The organism is Ectobacillus soli (assembly GCF_042610425.1).
Classification (GTDB): domain Bacteria; phylum Bacillota; class Bacilli; order Bacillales; family Bacillaceae_G; genus Ectobacillus.
Genome location: NZ_JBGJZM010000002.1, coordinates 202,082 through 218,368 on the forward strand (window position 1 = coordinate 202,082; position 16,287 = coordinate 218,368).

General features: G+C 38.9%; 17 protein-coding genes and 1 pseudogene. 7 read left to right on the forward strand and 11 right to left on the reverse strand.

The window, feature by feature from the left end; all coding sequences use genetic code 11:
- Window positions 1-24 precede the first annotated feature (24 nt).
- Together ACAN53_RS12815 and ACAN53_RS12820 are read left to right on the forward strand one after the other, a co-directional pair.
- Window positions 25-1,368 carry a cytochrome ubiquinol oxidase subunit I gene (locus tag ACAN53_RS12815; RefSeq protein ID WP_379970508.1) on the forward strand — a complete coding sequence of 448 codons (1,344 nt, stop codon included), beginning with the start codon at window positions 25-27 and terminating at the stop codon, window positions 1,366-1,368.
- The gene (locus tag ACAN53_RS12820; protein ID WP_379970509.1) at window positions 1,365-2,390 is read left to right on the forward strand and encodes a cytochrome d ubiquinol oxidase subunit II; all 1,026 of its coding nucleotides are present in this window, start codon (window positions 1,365-1,367) and stop codon (window positions 2,388-2,390) included. Before ACAN53_RS12815 ends, ACAN53_RS12820 begins: the two co-directional genes overlap by 4 nt.
- Window positions 2,391-2,445: 55 nt before the next feature.
- On the opposite strand, the gene ACAN53_RS12825 is transcribed toward ACAN53_RS12820, so the two are convergent.
- Together ACAN53_RS12825 and ACAN53_RS12830 are read right to left on the reverse strand one after the other, a co-directional pair.
- Entirely contained in the window at window positions 2,446-4,026 is a 1,581-nt protein-coding gene (locus tag ACAN53_RS12825; protein ID WP_379970511.1) for an MFS transporter, read from the reverse strand.
- Window positions 4,027-4,128: 102 nt separating this feature from the next.
- Window positions 4,129-4,602 (reverse strand): MarR family transcriptional regulator, encoded by a 474-nt coding sequence (locus ACAN53_RS12830; protein WP_379970512.1) that lies wholly within the window; start codon window positions 4,600-4,602, stop codon window positions 4,129-4,131.
- A 339-nt stretch (window positions 4,603-4,941) separates the two neighbouring features.
- On the opposite strand from ACAN53_RS12830, the gene ACAN53_RS12835 reads away from it, so the two are divergent.
- Complete coding sequence (locus ACAN53_RS12835) at window positions 4,942-5,073, forward strand: anti-repressor SinI family protein (protein WP_379970513.1); 132 nt, start codon at window positions 4,942-4,944, stop codon at window positions 5,071-5,073.
- 155 nt (window positions 5,074-5,228) lie between these two features.
- Here ACAN53_RS12835 and ACAN53_RS12840 read toward each other — a convergent pair whose 3' ends face one another.
- Window positions 5,229-5,597 carry a YkvA family protein gene (locus ACAN53_RS12840; protein WP_379970514.1) on the reverse strand — a complete coding sequence of 123 codons (369 nt, stop codon included), beginning with the start codon at window positions 5,595-5,597 and terminating at the stop codon, window positions 5,229-5,231.
- A 337-nt stretch (window positions 5,598-5,934) separates the two neighbouring features.
- On the opposite strand from ACAN53_RS12840, the gene ACAN53_RS12845 reads away from it, so the two are divergent.
- Window positions 5,935-7,857, forward strand: a complete 1,923-nt coding sequence (locus tag ACAN53_RS12845; protein ID WP_379970515.1) for an LTA synthase family protein — start codon at window positions 5,935-5,937, stop codon at window positions 7,855-7,857.
- A gap of 268 nt (window positions 7,858-8,125) precedes the next feature.
- Here ACAN53_RS12845 and ACAN53_RS12850 read toward each other — a convergent pair whose 3' ends face one another.
- The 7 genes from ACAN53_RS12850 to ACAN53_RS12880 form a co-directional block, all read right to left on the reverse strand.
- Window positions 8,126-8,512 carry a MerR family transcriptional regulator gene (locus ACAN53_RS12850; RefSeq protein ID WP_379970516.1) on the reverse strand — a complete coding sequence of 129 codons (387 nt, stop codon included), beginning with the start codon at window positions 8,510-8,512 and terminating at the stop codon, window positions 8,126-8,128.
- A gap of 405 nt (window positions 8,513-8,917) precedes the next feature.
- Window positions 8,918-9,781: an oxidoreductase gene (locus tag ACAN53_RS12855; protein WP_379970517.1), complete on the reverse strand. Its 864-nt coding sequence runs from the start codon at window positions 9,779-9,781 to the stop codon at window positions 8,918-8,920.
- A 637-nt stretch (window positions 9,782-10,418) separates the two neighbouring features.
- A complete protein-coding gene (locus ACAN53_RS12860) occupies window positions 10,419-11,108 on the reverse strand; it encodes a GumC domain-containing protein (RefSeq protein ID WP_379970519.1) in 690 nt (229 codons plus the stop codon).
- Window positions 11,105-11,539 carry a hypothetical protein gene (locus tag ACAN53_RS12865; RefSeq protein WP_379970520.1) on the reverse strand — a complete coding sequence of 145 codons (435 nt, stop codon included), beginning with the start codon at window positions 11,537-11,539 and terminating at the stop codon, window positions 11,105-11,107. Before ACAN53_RS12865 ends, ACAN53_RS12860 begins: the two co-directional genes overlap by 4 nt.
- A 16-nt stretch (window positions 11,540-11,555) precedes the next feature.
- Window positions 11,556-11,723: a hypothetical protein gene (locus tag ACAN53_RS12870; RefSeq protein ID WP_379970521.1), complete on the reverse strand. Its 168-nt coding sequence runs from the start codon at window positions 11,721-11,723 to the stop codon at window positions 11,556-11,558.
- Window positions 11,714-12,007, reverse strand: a complete 294-nt coding sequence (locus ACAN53_RS12875) for a DUF3492 domain-containing protein (RefSeq protein WP_379970522.1) — start codon at window positions 12,005-12,007, stop codon at window positions 11,714-11,716. Before ACAN53_RS12875 ends, ACAN53_RS12870 begins: the two co-directional genes overlap by 10 nt.
- A gap of 748 nt (window positions 12,008-12,755) precedes the next feature.
- Window positions 12,756-13,658, reverse strand: coding sequence for an aldo/keto reductase (locus ACAN53_RS12880; protein WP_379970859.1), 903 nt, complete (start codon window positions 13,656-13,658; stop codon window positions 12,756-12,758).
- 282 nt (window positions 13,659-13,940) lie between these two features.
- Here ACAN53_RS12880 and dat point away from each other — a divergent pair, with 282 nt between their 5' ends.
- The 3 genes and pseudogenes from dat to ACAN53_RS12895 all read left to right on the forward strand — a co-directional run bounded on the left by dat (window position 13,941) and on the right by ACAN53_RS12895 (window position 15,282).
- A complete protein-coding gene (dat, locus tag ACAN53_RS12885) occupies window positions 13,941-14,792 on the forward strand; it encodes a D-amino-acid transaminase (RefSeq protein ID WP_379970523.1) in 852 nt (283 codons plus the stop codon).
- An 87-nt stretch (window positions 14,793-14,879) separates the two neighbouring features.
- Window positions 14,880-14,985 (forward strand): annotated as a pseudogene (locus ACAN53_RS12890) (IS1595 family transposase); the annotation flags it as partial.
- 105 nt (window positions 14,986-15,090) lie between these two features.
- Window positions 15,091-15,282: a hypothetical protein gene (locus tag ACAN53_RS12895; protein WP_379970524.1), complete on the forward strand. Its 192-nt coding sequence runs from the start codon at window positions 15,091-15,093 to the stop codon at window positions 15,280-15,282.
- A 134-nt stretch (window positions 15,283-15,416) separates the two neighbouring features.
- Here ACAN53_RS12895 and ACAN53_RS12900 read toward each other — a convergent pair whose 3' ends face one another.
- Window positions 15,417-16,187, reverse strand: coding sequence for a 5'-nucleotidase, lipoprotein e(P4) family (locus tag ACAN53_RS12900; protein ID WP_379970525.1), 771 nt, complete (start codon window positions 16,185-16,187; stop codon window positions 15,417-15,419).
- Window positions 16,188-16,287 lie beyond the last annotated feature (100 nt).

The following is a 16,287-nucleotide window of genomic DNA, read 5'->3' on the forward strand; positions in this document are numbered from 1 at the left end:
GGAAAAAAGAAGGAGAATTTGTTGATGAATTCAGTTCAGTTATCGCGCGCTTTTTTTGGTACTTCTCTCGCCTTTCACATTATTTTTGCTACGTTAGGAATTGGTCTGTCTCTCATGATTTTACTATTTGAATGGATGCATCACGTAAAAAAGGATAGCGATTATGCAGTTATGGCAAAGCGATGGACGAAGGTATTTGCTATTTTACTTGGTGTTGCTATTCCATCGGGTACAATTGTGGGTGTGCAAATTTCGTTACTTTGGCCTGGGTTTGCCAAAGTGTTAGGTCAGGTCATTGCTGTCCCCTTTCAAATTGAGATTTTCGCCTTTTTCCTTGAGGCACTGTTTATGTCGATTTACGTATATGCAGCAGACAAGCTTTCTTCTTCCTTGCGCATTTTGTCCCTTACAATCGTTATGTTAGGCGCAACGATTTCCGGTGTTCTGATTACCTCCGCGAATACGTGGATGAATACACCGGCTGGTTTTTCCATGAAACCGGACGGGACGATTTATGATGTCAATCCGTGGGAAGCCTTTTTCAATCCTAGCTTTTTCACCGGGTCCTTGCATGTGGTCATTACGGCATTTGCAACAGGGGCAGGTGTGGTTGCATCGATTGCTGCTTACAAGCTATTGAAACGTAGAGATCATCGTGAGACAGCCTATCATAAAAAGGGGCTACATATCAGCCTTCTTGTTGCCTTTCTATGCGGGGTTCTCATGTGGGTATCCGGTCATGCATCAGCGATGAATTTACATGAACATTCCCCTGAAAAACTAGCAGCAGCCGAAGGATTATTTGACACACAATCTCATGCACCACTTGCGATTGGTGGGTTCGTCGACCCTGCTACGCACCGCGTTAAGTACGGCGTCGAAGTACCATGGGCACTTAGTATACTAGCTGGTTTTTCTCCAGACACCGTTGTAAAAGGATTAAATGAATTTCCGCAAGATACGTGGCCTCCCTTTTACACGCATGTTTTCTTTAATCTCATGGTCGGAGCAGCTACTCTTACAACAGTGATTGCAGGTATTGGGCTTCTTCTTTGGTATCTTCCCTCGCAGCGGCGGGCTTTACCAAAATGGCTAACTTGGCTGATTGTAGCTATCGGTCCTATCAGTATGCTTGGCATCGAATTCGGCTGGATTTTCAGTTGTAGCGGCCGTCAGCCGTGGGTGATCTACGGCTTTCAAAGAACATCAGAAGCAGCGACGCGCGCAGATTTTGTAGGCCCGCTGTTCATGCTCTTTATCGTGTTGTATTTCTTTTTTGCAGTACTTACGGTCATTGTACTACGCACCTTTTTCAGACACCATCCGTTGCAAGCAGAGCTTGAATCCTATGGAGGAACCCCATCATGAACGAACAAAGCATTGCTATTCTCATATTGTGGGCTCTCATTTTTGCATATAGCATCCTTGGGAGCATCGATTTTGGTGCTGGTTTCTGGTCGATGGTCTATGCGAACCATCGGACACTTGCAAGCAAGGTTGCCAGCCGGTATCTATCACCGACGTGGGAGCTAACCAATACCGTACTAGTTTTTGTTGTAGTCGCCTTCATCGGACTATTTCCAAAGGCGGCCTTCACCCTTGCCACGGTCATGTTCGCACCTGTCTCGCTTATTCTTGTTCTGGTTGCTGTGCGCAGTTCATTTATGGTATTTTCCTACTCGCTGCCGCGTTATGAAAATACGATGCGCATCATTTCAGGAATAACCGGCCTGCTTATTCCGGCTCTTCTTATTACGGTACTTCCCGTGACAGAAGGGACGTTCGTTGATTTTTCAGGTCCTACCGAGAAGCTATTGTATGGAAAGCTCCTTAGTAATCCTACCGTATACCTTTATATTCTATTTGGATTAACGTCCGAATTATTCCTATCCTCCTTGTTTTTAGCTGATTTTTCGCGGGAGCAAGCTTCAGAGGATGCGTACCGGGTGTACCGACGGGCTGCCATTCTACTTGGGCCGACTACTTTACTTACTGCCATTTTGGCCCTCGTAGCCAATCAATCAGGTTCAAGCTGGTTACTTACTAATCTGGCACAGGAGATTCCATGGTTTGCAGCATCCCTTGTTTTTTTCGTTATTGGCTATTCGTCGCTTTGGTGGAACAACCGAAATTATCCGACATTCGGACACCCGCGTATCGCAATACTTGCTACAATCGTTCAATATTTACTGGCTAGCTTCGCATATGGCAAAGCGCATTTGCCGTACATCGTCTATCCGAACGTCACTGTTTATACAAGCTTTACGACGAAAGAAACGTTTTACACGCTGCTTGTCCTGTATGCAGTCGGAATTGCCATTCTATTGCCAGGCTTTATCTTCTTCTGGAACCTTTTTTTAAAGGATCGTGCGTTTTTGAAGGGGAAATAGTGCACTGCAAAAAAAGGAGGTCGCCCAAATGGGCGACCTCCTTTTCGTATTCTTATTATTCTGCACTGTTGGTTACGTTTTTACCTTTTCCACGCAGTAAGCTGATAACGAAGATAGCTATGAGCATCAAGGCTGACATAACAGCCGCTGATAAGAAGAGAGAGCCAAATCCGTTTCCTACTACCGTATGAATCGTAGATATAATGACTTCTTTAATCTTTGGATCTGGTATTTTCTCAATACCTTTTAACATGTCACCAACACTCGTATTTTGAGAGAGGGAGCCAAGCATACCCGCAGGAATCATCTTTGGATTCACTCCTGCATTTTGTAAGTTCGTCATAATTTCATTTCCAATGGTTTGGAAGTTTCTCGTTAGGAACCCTGCGTAAATTGTTGGTGCTATGGTGAGTCCAATTTGGCGAGAAAGTGACAATGTTCCAAGCGCTGAACCTTTGTCTGTACCCGCTCCTTCTGTTGCCAGTACATTGACAGGAGCGCCGAGCGTCATGCCAAATCCAAAGCCCGCTAAGCAGCTTGCGATAATAAACTGCCATGTATTCGATACCCAAAATGGGAAGAGAGAGAAACCAATAAAGGCAACAATACTCGATAAAACGATAGTAAAGACAGGACCTTTTTTATCGGTAAATACACCGCCTAGTCCTGCACCAACACCAGATGCCAGTGCGAGTGGAGTCATCCAATACCCAGACTGTGCTGCATCAACCCCTAAGTATTGTTCTACAAAAGCGGGTATGAAAATAATTGCTGCAATAAGTGCACCGGAAAATACACCGATCACAAGTGTCCATAAATAGACAGGTGTACGCAATAAGGAGAAAGGAAGAACCGGATCTCCTCCGCGGCGTTCTAAACGATTTTCAAGTGTTAACAATACGAGGAACAATGCAATGCCAGCTAAAATAAAAGCAAAAAAGGACGGATTCGTTAAACTCTTGATAACATCTGTACCATTTAAATTGGTAATACCATACATAATACTTAACACAGCAAGTGCCAAGAGTACGGTTCCCTTTAAATCAAGAGGTGCATTTTTCGGATCCTTCGTTTCTTGAATGAACCGGAACGCTAATATAATAAGCGTAATCGCAATAGGCAGGTTGATTAGGAAGAGCCAATGCCAATTTCCTGTCCATGCAAGCAAAAAGCTACCAATATTAGGTCCAAGAACTGCTGCCATACCGTTCATACCACCAAGTGCACCAAGTGCTTTCCCTTGTTGCTCCTTCGGCAGTGTGCTTAAAATATGAGAGCTACCGATAATAAAGATTCCACCGCCGCCAAGTGATTGGACCAAACGAGCTGCTAAAAACATAGGAAACGAAACACTTAATGCCACAAGCAAAGAACCAAGTCCAAACAACACTACTTCAATCATAAACAACTTTTTTCGTCCATACCGGTCAGAAAGCTTCCCAATGATTGGTACGCTAACGGAAAGTCCGAGCGTGTACAATGTAATGCCCCATGCTCCCCAAGAAGCGGACACCTCATAGCTTCGATTAATCGTTGTTAATGCGCTACTGATAATCCCGTTATCAAGGGCTGCCATAAATACCCCGATTGAAAAAAGAATGATGGCCCAGCGCTGATTTTGACTTGCAGTTGTCATAATAATTCACCTCGATTTCATTCTGTTAACATGAATAATTCATTTCACATTAACTAGTTATATGATGAACTTGTTTGAAACAGTTGTCAATTTTTTAGCAAATTATTTTCCAGCTTGATGAAGCGAGCGTGTAAGAATTTCGAGCCCTTCCTCCACTTTGCTTCTTTCTTCTTCATTCATATACGACATCGCCCGTTGCAACTTTTCATGACCTGATTGTGTCAAATTTTGAAATAACGTGCTCGCCTTACTCGTCAGCGACACAAGGACGGAACGACGATCATTTGTACCGTGAACCCGCTGGGCAAAACCAAGCCCCTCCAAACGATCAATAATCCCCGTCATATTCGATAAGGAGGCTTTCATATGCTCTGCTAATGAGCTAACCGACATCTGTCCATGCGCATTTAAGAGCATCAACACCTTCATTTGCGTCATACTCACATCAAGCTGAACCCAAGCATCCACATCCCCCACGCCTGCTGCGTGTATTACTTGCATATATAGCTGCCACAGCCGCTTATCACTTTCACTCATTCCTGAATGAGACATGTAGTCACTCATACCATCTTTCATTTGCTGCATCTCCCTTACCTTTTCCAGTATCCATCTACCGATAATTGTATGTGCTACTAGCAGGAAACTCAAGCACGCATTCAATTACAGCAAGAAACTAGATAAACAATACATTCCCCATTATAGGAAATAGAAAGAAGGTTTATCCGTTGTTTGTAAAATGGGGGTGCACTGTTATGGAGGAATATATTGGTAGAATAGTACCCCCATAAAAGTCAGCCTTTCTTCGAATATATATAGAAGATAAGGTATATAAAGGAAATTAATTGTAACTCTTGCATCTTTAAAAAATCTGTACCCATCTATCTAAATGATTAAAAACCGAGGAGGAATTACATAATGGTAAGCCAATATGAACCAATAGAAGAATTGGATCAAGAGTGGGTTGAACTCATGCTTGAAGCCAAAAAAAGAGGAATTACTCCGAAAGAAATTCTCCTGTTTTTACAAGCAGAATCTAAAGCATCCTAAAAAATAAAATAGAGATTTCCTTGGTGTCATGGTAAAGCTATTAAACTCTTACATGCGAACTAAAAATCCATTACTAAGGAAATTATCTTCATCATTTTCCTGCATGGTAGCAACCAATTTGCCTAAAAAAAAGAGTACCTCATGCGAAAGGCACTCTATTTGCCAATTGGCAATCGATTATCAATGCTGGATGTGTCTGTATCTTGAAACCACGATTGGAGCTTTTCTTTTGCCTTTTTCTTTACGTCCTCATCAATGTGCATGGCAACCTGCATAAGTGCTGTTCCGAGAACAGCTACATCATCCGTATACCCGACTCCAGCAAGCATGTCCGGAATGACGTCAATCGGGGCTATGAAATAGGCAAGTGCTCCAATAATGATAACCTTATACCGCTTTGGAAGATCGGGCTTTTGCAAAACATAATAAAGCAACAAGCCCGAATATATGACCATTGCACCTGCCTGCACAGCAACTTGCTTTACCTTAATCCAAAAAGCTTCCTTTGAAAACTTCTGTTCCATCATTCACCCTCCTTACTTTTTACCTATAATAATAACCCATTTCGGGAAACCTACCCTTATAATAATCCTATTTCAGGTTGATTATTGTAAAAATTTTCTTTTAACCAAAGGTATTGTAGCAACACCAATAAATAATTTATGAAAAATTTACAATTTGTTTATTTTTACTCAATAATTTAGTATATTGTTGTTATGCTTAAAATCGATGGAAATTTCAAAAACGGTAAATGGTTGAAAACTATGACAATCGAGCCCAAAAATAACCGACACGCATAGTTATGAGCTGAACATGGATCGCTATGTTTTTTTATTTTTATAGAAAGAAGATGAAACAAAAATGAAGGAATCACTTCATGAACAATATAAAAATGTACGATTTATTTTACTTATTGCTATTGTAGTATGGTTAAAAACATACATTATAACTCGTATAACCTTTGATTTAAAACTAGAATCATTTTTTCAAGAATTCATCCTATTTATTAGTCCATTAGCAGCATCGCTCTTTCTAGTTGGACTTTCTCTATTTGCAAAAGGGGCAAAACGAAACTATATTGCCATTCTGATTGATTTTCTCTTAACTATTATTTTAGTCGGAAATGTAGCCTTCTATGGCTTCTTTAATGACTTTGTTACCTTGCCCGTTTTGATGCAAACATCGAATTTCGGTGATTTAGGCACAAGTGCAAAGCATTTACTAAGCCTCCAAGTATTCTCTGTATTCGCAGATATCATTGTGTTTTTGTATATCGCACGGAACAAGAAAAACTTTGCCACAACAAAGCGAATTACGATTCGTGCTAAGTCAGTATATTTTATCGTAACATTGGCTATTTTCTTTGCCAATTTAGGACTAGCTGAAATGGAACGCCCCGAACTACTCACACGTTCCTTTGACCGTGTGATGCTTGTAAAAAATTTAGGACTTTATGTGCATCAAGTATACGATATCAGCTTACAAGCAAAAGCAAACTCACAAAAGGTATTTGCCGATGGCAGTAAATTGCAGGACGCGCAAAACTATATAAAAGCTAATGAAGTAAAGCCTGATCCAAAGCTGTTCGGCTCTGCAAAAGGAAAAAATGTCATCATCGTATCGCTCGAATCGACGCAGCAATTTTTAATTGGAGCAAAAGTGAACGGACAAGAAGTGACGCCGTTCTTAAACCAATTTATGAAGGAAAGCTATTATTTCGATAATTTCTTCCATCAAACAGGACAAGGGAAAACGTCAGATGCAGAGTTTATGATTGACAACTCCTTATATCCGCTCGACCGTGGCTCTGTTTTCTTCACACATGCAACGAATGAATATGTAGCATCACCTGAAATTTTGCGTCAACAAGGTTACTATACAGCCGTATTTCATGCCAATAACGCAACATTCTGGAACCGTAATATCATGTATCCATCTCTAGGCTATGATCGTTTCTACAATGAATTAGATTATAATCTTACACCTGAAAACAAACTCGGCTGGGGACTAAAGGACAAAGACTATTTCGACCAATCCGTTAGTATGATGCAATCCATCAAGCAACCGTTCTATACACGTTTTATTACGCTAACTAACCATTTTCCGTTCACCTATGACGATAGCATCAAAATGATTGAGCCTTACAATTCCGGTGACGAAACGCTAGACAATTATTTCGTAACAGCACGCTACGAAGACGAGGCATTAAAAACATTCATACAGCGTCTAAAGGATACCGGCATCTATGATAATTCGATTGTCATCTTCTACGGCGATCACTACGGAATCTCTGACAATCACAACAAAGCAATGGCCCAATTCTTAGGAAAATCAGAAATTACGCCGTATGACCAAATGAATCTCCAACGCACACCGTTGTTCATTCATTTGCCTGGACAAACGCAAGGAAAAACCATTTCAAAACCTGCCGGCGAAATGGACATTAAACCAACTGTCCTCCATTTACTTGGCGTCAACACATCGAATGACATCGAATTTGGCCATGATTTATTTGCACCAAATCGTAAACCATTCGTAGTCGAACGAGACGGCAGTTTTGTTACCGATAAATATTTCTATTACAATAATATTTTCTATAACCGCTTAACCGGCGAAGAGGTAACCCCTCCTGCAGATGAAGCAAAAGATTTAACCGACAAAGCCCAGAACGAATTACGTATGTCTGATAAAATTATTGAAGGCGATCTGCTTCGCTTCTTTGATGGGAATAAGATTAAAACGGGTAAGGTGAAAACGGTGATTAAGGATAGTGAGAATAAATAAGAAGGAACCCTGGCAGTGCTGTGCCGGGGTTTCTTTGCTATCATTAACATACTTATTCCGTTAATGATAGCAAAATATGATTCATTAGAAGATCATGTCGCGCCCGTTCTATGGAATAACCAAAAATATGTTCTAAGCTTTTAAATAATTTAATTCTTGTTTAATTACCCACCATTAGTTAGGTACATTTCTTCACAAAGTTATTAGGTGAGCTCCCATCATTAATTTCACACTGCGAAGTAAGAGTTAAAATAAAACGACAGTTTATTTAAATTTTTATATTTTTTGTCTCAAGGTCCGCTTCTAGTATGTCATACAGTGATAATTTATAATTAATTTTATCTAAATACTTATTCATTTGCATGATTTCTTTTTGGACCTTTACTTTATGGTCAAGTATCATCTGTTTACGCTCTTGTATGGTTTTTTCCCCTTCTTTATACAAATCCACATAGCGCTTTATTTCCGCTATAGGCATGCCCGTAGATCGTAATGCCAAAATAAAATCAATCCATTCAACATTTTCATCATCATAAATACGATTGCCATAACCATCACGCTTTACAAAAGGTAATACTCTTTCTTTTTCATAATAACGTAACGTTGATGCTGATAGCCCAGTTTTAATTGAAAATTCCTTAGTACTATAATTCATATATTTCACTCCATAGGTTAAATGATTCAAATTCACTTTAAGTGGAAGTTTATCCTATTTCTATATCCTGCTCAAGGTAATTTGATTATGGATGCTGTCAGTGCTGTCCCAAAAAAGTGTAATATTTTGAAAATACGACTTTCCATTATTGTTTTTCAGCATAATTTAGCATTTTTTGATTTTACCCTTCATTAAAAAAAAACTGCAAACACATCTACAACGTAAAGAATGTGTCTGCAGGTATATATTTTGAGAGATATTTTTTACCACTCTTCCCCATTGCTCTCGATTACTTTTTAATGCCAGAAAAATGATTTTGCCGACTATACTTTAGCGGTCCTGTTTCCTACATCATCAAAAGATATTGCATTATATTATCCCCAAAAGGATATATAATACAAAGATTTATTCCGGAAAGGAAGAAGGAATGGGCTCATCAAAGTCAGCAGATATTGTAACATCAGCCCATTTTTCAATGTCATTGAGTTGAGGACCCAATTTATCTTTCGCATTTTGAAGAGCTTCACGACCCAATACTAGATGAAGAGGTGGCTTTTCCATATCGGCAATTTGGAAAATGATTTTTGCAGCACGATCCGGATTCCCAGGTTGTACACCATTTACACCTGTTAACCACTCACGCAGTCCACCTGCTGTTTCTTCGTAGGAATCCGAATCTTGTTTGGTTCCTTTATCCAGTGTGGTAGCTGCCCATTTCGTTCGAAAAGCACCTGGCTCAATCAAAGTTAGCTTAATACCGAGTGGTGCAACCTCTTGTGCTAATCCAATAGAAAGACCTTCAACTGCAAATTTACTTGCAGAGTATACTGAAAGTCCAGGAAAGGCAGTAAGGCCCAAAACAGAAGAAATATTTATGATGTGGCCGGAACGTTGGTTCCGAAGTGTCGGAAGAACAGCTCGTGTAACGTTCATCAAACCAAAAACATTTGTTTCAAATTGATGGCGGATTTGCTTGTCTGTCAGTTCCTCGAAGGCTCCCAGCAAACCATATCCTGCGTTATTTACAAGAATATCAATCCGTCCAAATTGTTCAACAGCTTTTTGAACCGCTTGGTTTGCATCCTCTTCGTTATGAACATCTAATTCAAGAGTAAGAACGCGATCAGGTGCTTGTTGTTTATAAGATTCGATATCTTTTATATTGCGGGCAGTTGCAACTACATAATCACCATTAGCAATTACTTCTTTAGTGAGAGAACGTCCGAATCCTGTTGAAGTACCTGTAATAAACCATACACGTTTTTGCATATATTACACTCCTTTTACCTAATAAATTGGTTACAGGAGTATCTTAAGCCTTAAAGTTCACTTTATAGCAAGTATTTTTTAAAATTTAGCTTATAGTGAAAATCGCATTTATCTAAGTCCTTATGTAGCTATTTTAACCTTTCCCTTTCGGATTCCAAAATCAAGCGCTAAAGAAATTGTTGTAGCAGAGGTGTTTCTAAAGTTCACCAAACTATTTTCTACTGAAAACGCAGGGATTCCTTCTTGCACTATACTGCTGTTTAAGATGGTGGAAGAAGATGAATTACAATTTATTTTAGAAAACCGCTTAAGAGAGCTCAGTAATTATAAGGGAATGGATCATTTTGAAACTATGAGGTAATGCGAGAGTTAATTCGTGTAACACGTGGGAACTTTCGCATACTAGATCGAATACTTGCTCAAATTGAACGAATCATGAAAATTAATCATCTATCGAGTATCAATAAAGATGTTATTGATACGGCAAAGAGTATTCTTGTAATAGGCAAGTAACATGGCTTATTTCTGTTACTTGCTATTTTAATTGAAAAACATACGTCAAAATAAATGAAAAGTAACAACCCACCTTACCATTGGTTCTCGATTCACAAATAAAAAAACGCCCAAAAGGATTCATTTAACCTTTTGGAACGTTCTTTTTCATCGAATAGGAGGAAACTCCCTCAATAGAATTGGTTGTATCCGTTAGTGATGGCTCCAGATTATTTTGTACATGTTCTGGCGCAACTTCTTTTTTATTTTCTTGCACAAGAACTTGTGCATCCTTATTTTCATCCTCTTGTTCCTGTATCTGCATTTCCAATTCATATTGCATGGCAATCGTTGTTACACTACTTTCCTGCTCATCTATTTGACTAGGAAATGGATGATTTCTATCATCATCCCTCTGATCGGAGTTGGAATAAAAGTTTGCTTGTTCCACCATAGAAGTCAAGTGATCTAACATTTTCTGAAGAAATTGTTCGTTTTCCTCAATCTCTTGCATGACATGCTGTAATTGTTGATGATTACGTTGCATCCGCTGTGCATATATCTTTCGCAGTTCCGCCATTTCAATTTCTTTTTGTTTACTCAAATGATAAATAACCTTCTGTATTCGTTCTTTTCCAAAATTCCACAAATCCTCTTGATAAGAATAAGACTTTTTATTAAGCTCCTGTAATCTATTTTGAAGTTGTTTGTTTTCATTTTTAATAGTCTGTAGCTCATATTCAAGTTCGTTTTTTTGCGATAGAAAATCCCATTTCAGCTTGGCAACCAACTTGTCTACTGGACCTTTTCGTATTCCAAACATTCGTTTTTTCATTTATCCTTGAGCTCCTTCTCTATTTCGAATGATTTTTCCGTCATAGCCTTGAAATACGCGGGAGCCTCTTTTATCCGATTTTTAGACATTTCTCTTTGTTGTGTTTTTATCTTCAATTGCTGTACTAGTTGTTTTTCCTTTTCTTGCAACTCATTTTTTAGATCCAAAATAGATTGAGTGTGATTCGCAAAAAGATCCATAAGAATTCCATTTATTTCTTCAGCATTTGGATTCATTGGCGGAATCTGTTCTTTTCGTTCCAACTCTTCAAGGAGTCTTTGATTTTCTTCCCTTTCATGCTGTACTTTCTCTTTTAGGAGATTATATTCTTCTTTTTCGGATGCAAGTAGAGATTGAATATAGGTGCGTACGTCCTTTGCATCATATCCGATGAGAGCATATTTTTTATAAATGGTTCTTTCCATATCCATTTTCCTCACCTCCTGGTTACGTTATGTTTTCATACTGATATTTTTGTTGTGTTTGAATAAAATGCTGTAGTTTATCCATTTCTTCAATGGCCTTACTATATTCGCCTAAACAATGGTATGATTTCACAATTTCCGAAGAATAAACAAATGCTGCCGGCGAACGAGGATCCACATTTATTGCCAACCGAAATTGCCCGATTGCTTCTTTGTATTATAATGACAGACCGGCGAAACTTGATCTGCATAGAAAAAATTTAAAGTTGTAATGGAATGAATAAACCGAATTAAAAAGGTGTTCAAAAAAGCTGGCAGATTTCTTTTTGATAGGGATAAATATTGCTCTCTTAAATACACCCCATGTTCCAACTTTGCAATGACACAAGGGATTCCGCAGAAGGCGGCTGATGCATGACTTACACTGTTTTCGGGACCGGTGTATTTACAATATTTAAAAATTGATACACTCATCCTAAACTTTGTACTAATCCGTATATATCGGGGTCAGACAATGTCAGGTCTGAATGATTAGCAGCCTTCAGTATGAATGACTTATACTCATTCCAAACCAATTCAGATTTAAATGTCTCCTTATATTCATATTCTTGAAAATAACGATACATTTGCAATAAAATATTTCCGAACATTTCGGGATTTTTTTGAGGACTTATTATTTCCTGAACTAACTTTAGAAATATTGGAATAAATAAGCTTTGAACCACTTTCATCGTTGATCTTTTCTTTTTTAAGTAGACAAGGGCAAATGGATCAGGTAAATGCTCGCACGATTCATCTGTCCCCCATAAAGGGACCTTAACTAGTTGAGCCGATTTAGAAAGTTCAAATTTTTGTGTAATAAATGGATCCGTTATAACACTGTATAATACATAATCGACCTTATCTAATTTTTTGACTAAAATATCACACCACCTTGATGAAACGGATATGTCCCTTCGGTTGTAAGCAATACTTTTAGTTTTGTCATTGTCTTCACCTAATTACTATACAAAAATGATTGTTTCCTTTATCCTAGGCTTCAAGTTCAATTCTAGTTGACAACCTAAGAGGAGATATAGTTCTGCAGAATGTGTTAAAAAAGAGGGAATATTATATATTTTACCATTCCTGTTAAATCTTTTATAGTAAAAATATTTTGCTTGCATATAATTTCGAACAAAGAAAAAAGCTACCTCATTAAGTAGCTTCTTTCAATCGTACATTAAGGTACCTCATGTCCGACCGCTGATTCATAAATTTCAAACCATTGATGACGGTTCATGGTAAGCTTTGTTGCTTCTACTGCAGACCGAACACGTTCGATTTTTCCGGACCCAGTGATTGGCATGATGCATGCTGGGTGGGCAAGTAACCAGGCGTACATCGCTTGGTCCATCGATTTAGCTCCGATTTCTTTTCCTACTTTCGATAAATCATTTTTCAAGAACTGAACTTCTCTTGAAGTGTCGCTGAACAAACGACCTCCTGCAAGCGGTGACCACGCCATTGGTGGAATTCTTTTTTCCTGACATTTATCAATCGTTCCGTTTGCGAAGTGTTCGAGCTGCATGACGGATAGTTCAATTTGATTCGTCACGAGCGGGAAGTCGAGGTAACTGCTTAGCATATCAAACTGCGATGGTAAGAAGTTCGATACCCCAAATGCTAATACCTTTCCTTGTTGTTTCAGCTTCGTGAATGCTTCTGCCACTTCGGATGGATCCATAAATGGATCGGGGCGATGAATGAGAAGCAAGTCCACATGATCCGTTCCAAGCTTTTGCAAAGAAGCTTCTGCACTCGCAAGGATATGCTCCTTGCTTGTATCATAATGCTTCACTGTACGGTCTGGATATTTTTCCGATAGTAGCTTGATTCCGCATTTCGTAACAAGCTGCATGGAGTCTCTTAGCGAAGGCTTTCGTTTTAACGCTTCGCCAAATAAGGCTTCACATGAATAATCCCCGTAAATATCTGCATGGTCAAACGTCGTAATGCCAAGCTCAATACATTGCTCCATAAACGTAAGAATGTCATCCTTACTCATATTCCAATCGGCTAAACGCCAAAACCCTTGCACCATACGAGAAAAGGAAACATTCTCTGTTAGTTGCACGCGTTCCATCATATCAGTCCTCTCTTTTACTATATTCCCCTATGTAAACGTGCTTCTTTCTAGCATAAACCATCTATTTAAAAACAAGCAAATAACACAGGAAATTAACACAAAGTTCACATCATGCCTGTATACTACAAGTAATTCATAAAGGTGCTACCCTCCAAATTTAGCACTTTTCCTTTCAACGCTGTTTCCATAAAAAGCGTTGTTTTTTTTTGTCAAAAAAGAAGGTATTATCGTTTCTTTCGCAAATGCTTATAGTATATATAAAGATAGGAGAGACGCATTATGGAACCAATTATATTATTTGGATCTACCTTTATGGACACAAGAGTGGAGCAGCCTTCTATTTCGATAGAAGATCGTGGTCTTCAATTTGGCGATGGCATTTATGAAGTCATTCGTATCTATGACGGGGCCTTTCATTTACTGGAGCCTCATCTTTCTCGGTTGTATCGCTCAATGAACGCTATTGATATCCACCCGTTTTTCACAAAGGATGAGCTCATTCATTCCTTGTATGAACTTGTAAAGAAGAATCAATTTACTGGTTCTGGCTATGTGTATTTGCAAATTTCCCGCGGAGTTCAACCGCGCAACCATCATTATTCTGACGAATTAACGGGCACATTCTATGCATATGTTGGAAAAATGGAACGTCCTGTTGCAAAGATGCAAACGGGTATTAAAGCATGCACCGTAGAGGACATTCGCTGGCTGCATTGTGATATTAAATCGTTAAACCTGCTTCCAAACGTACTTGCTCGCACGAATGCAGAGCGCACCGGCTACGACGAAGCGCTGTTTGTACGCGGAAATGGCATCGTAACCGAAGGAAGCTCATCGAACTTCTTCTTTGTGAAGGACGGCACACTATACACGCATCCTGCTGATAATCTCATTTTAAACGGCATCGCGCGCCAACATGTCCTATCTCTTGCCGAAGCGCTATCTATTCCGGTAAAAGAAGAAGAATTTGAAGTAGCAAATGTACTTGAGGCCGATGAATGCTTCTTTACGTCAACCGGCATCGAGGTTACGCCTTTGATTCAGCTAGACGGAGTAACGGTTGGAGGCGGCACGCTGGGACCGATTTCGAAACAGCTGCAGGTTGCGTTTGAGGAGAGTATTGGGGAATAAGCTGGGTTATGTTTCACTGATAAAGATTTATAACCTAAGTAGGAAGACAACAATACTAGAAAAACCCACAAATTGTGGGCTTTTTTAATTTGTAAATATTGTAGAAAGACTTTTACTGACTTCTTCACTAATTCAGCAACCTACAAGAGCAAGAAAACATTAGATAATTGGCTTAAATGCTAAATGTATGTTAAAGAAAACCGATATTTGTATAAAAATTGGTGATATAATTAAAGTATAGATTAACTGTAACATATTATATCGTTATTATGATATTTTATAAAAAGGAGTTGATACTATGAATATTTTAACAGAACTTATTATTAGAAGTGTATTAGTTGTTGCATTAAATGATGCTATTATATTTTATATAATTGTAAAACGTTCCCTAAAAATAACATTACCTTTAACAGTTGGCATTATAGCAGTGACATGTATCGCATTAGTAATTAATATTTGGTATTGCCTACATCAAAATGGGATAATATAAACGTCTTTACAGGTGAACACTATTCACCCGTAATTTTTATAATATTTCAACATTTTATTAAAGCAGAGCTTTATTCATTTAGTTTTCTCCTATATAGATGGTTCGGATGATGATACATCTCGGCCCTCTCCACCCTAATACGGCCGTAAGTAAGATTGTTGCAATTTTTGTTTTTCCTCTTCTGTCTTCATCTCATAGTTATATAACGCCTGTTCCCAGTCACCGTACATTGGATTAGGAAAGATGATAAAATTTTGTCCGAATTTCATTCGATTTTGATCAACGGCTTCGTTTCGCTTCGCTACAGATTCACCGTCAAGTGCTAGAAAGTCATTGATATTGTCACCAAAATAGAGAGTAATTGTATGCTTGGCAGCAAGAAATTGCCGGCGTGCTTCCTTTCCTTTTTCATTTACCTGCAGCAGTACATGCTCCTTTGTTGCTTGAGGTGCACCGATTCGCTTTAAATTTTCAAGCGTGGCGTCCATGTACGCAATATTACGATTGCTCACATAGTAAATGTTGATTCCCTTTCCATCTGCATAGGTTAGAAAATCAATGCTTCCTGGGAGAGCGGTAGCCTTTGCTTGCCGAACCCAATCGTTCCAAAGTAGGTACGCCTTTGTTTCTGTAAGAATAGCTTTGGCTAAAAAAGGGCTGTTATCGAATACGGTTTCATCCAGGTCGAGCACAACAGCAAGTGGCTTTTTCTGCTCCTTTGGTTTATCTCGAATGGCTTCCAGCAGCTTCATTTTTCCAAGCTGAAAGCCTTGATAATATAGCGCTCTTGCCTCTCCTGATGTTTGGTACCACAGTACAGATGATGTTTCAGCAGCCGCACCCACATTTGTGCATGCCAGGAGCATAATTATAAATAGGTTCACTTTCAGGAAAACATTATGCATATTTTCATCCTCTCTATCACATTGTTTGATACCCAATTTCAGCTAAAAAATGTAAGATAAATGAATGCCTACAGCTACCATTTTTCTCAGAAATCACTTT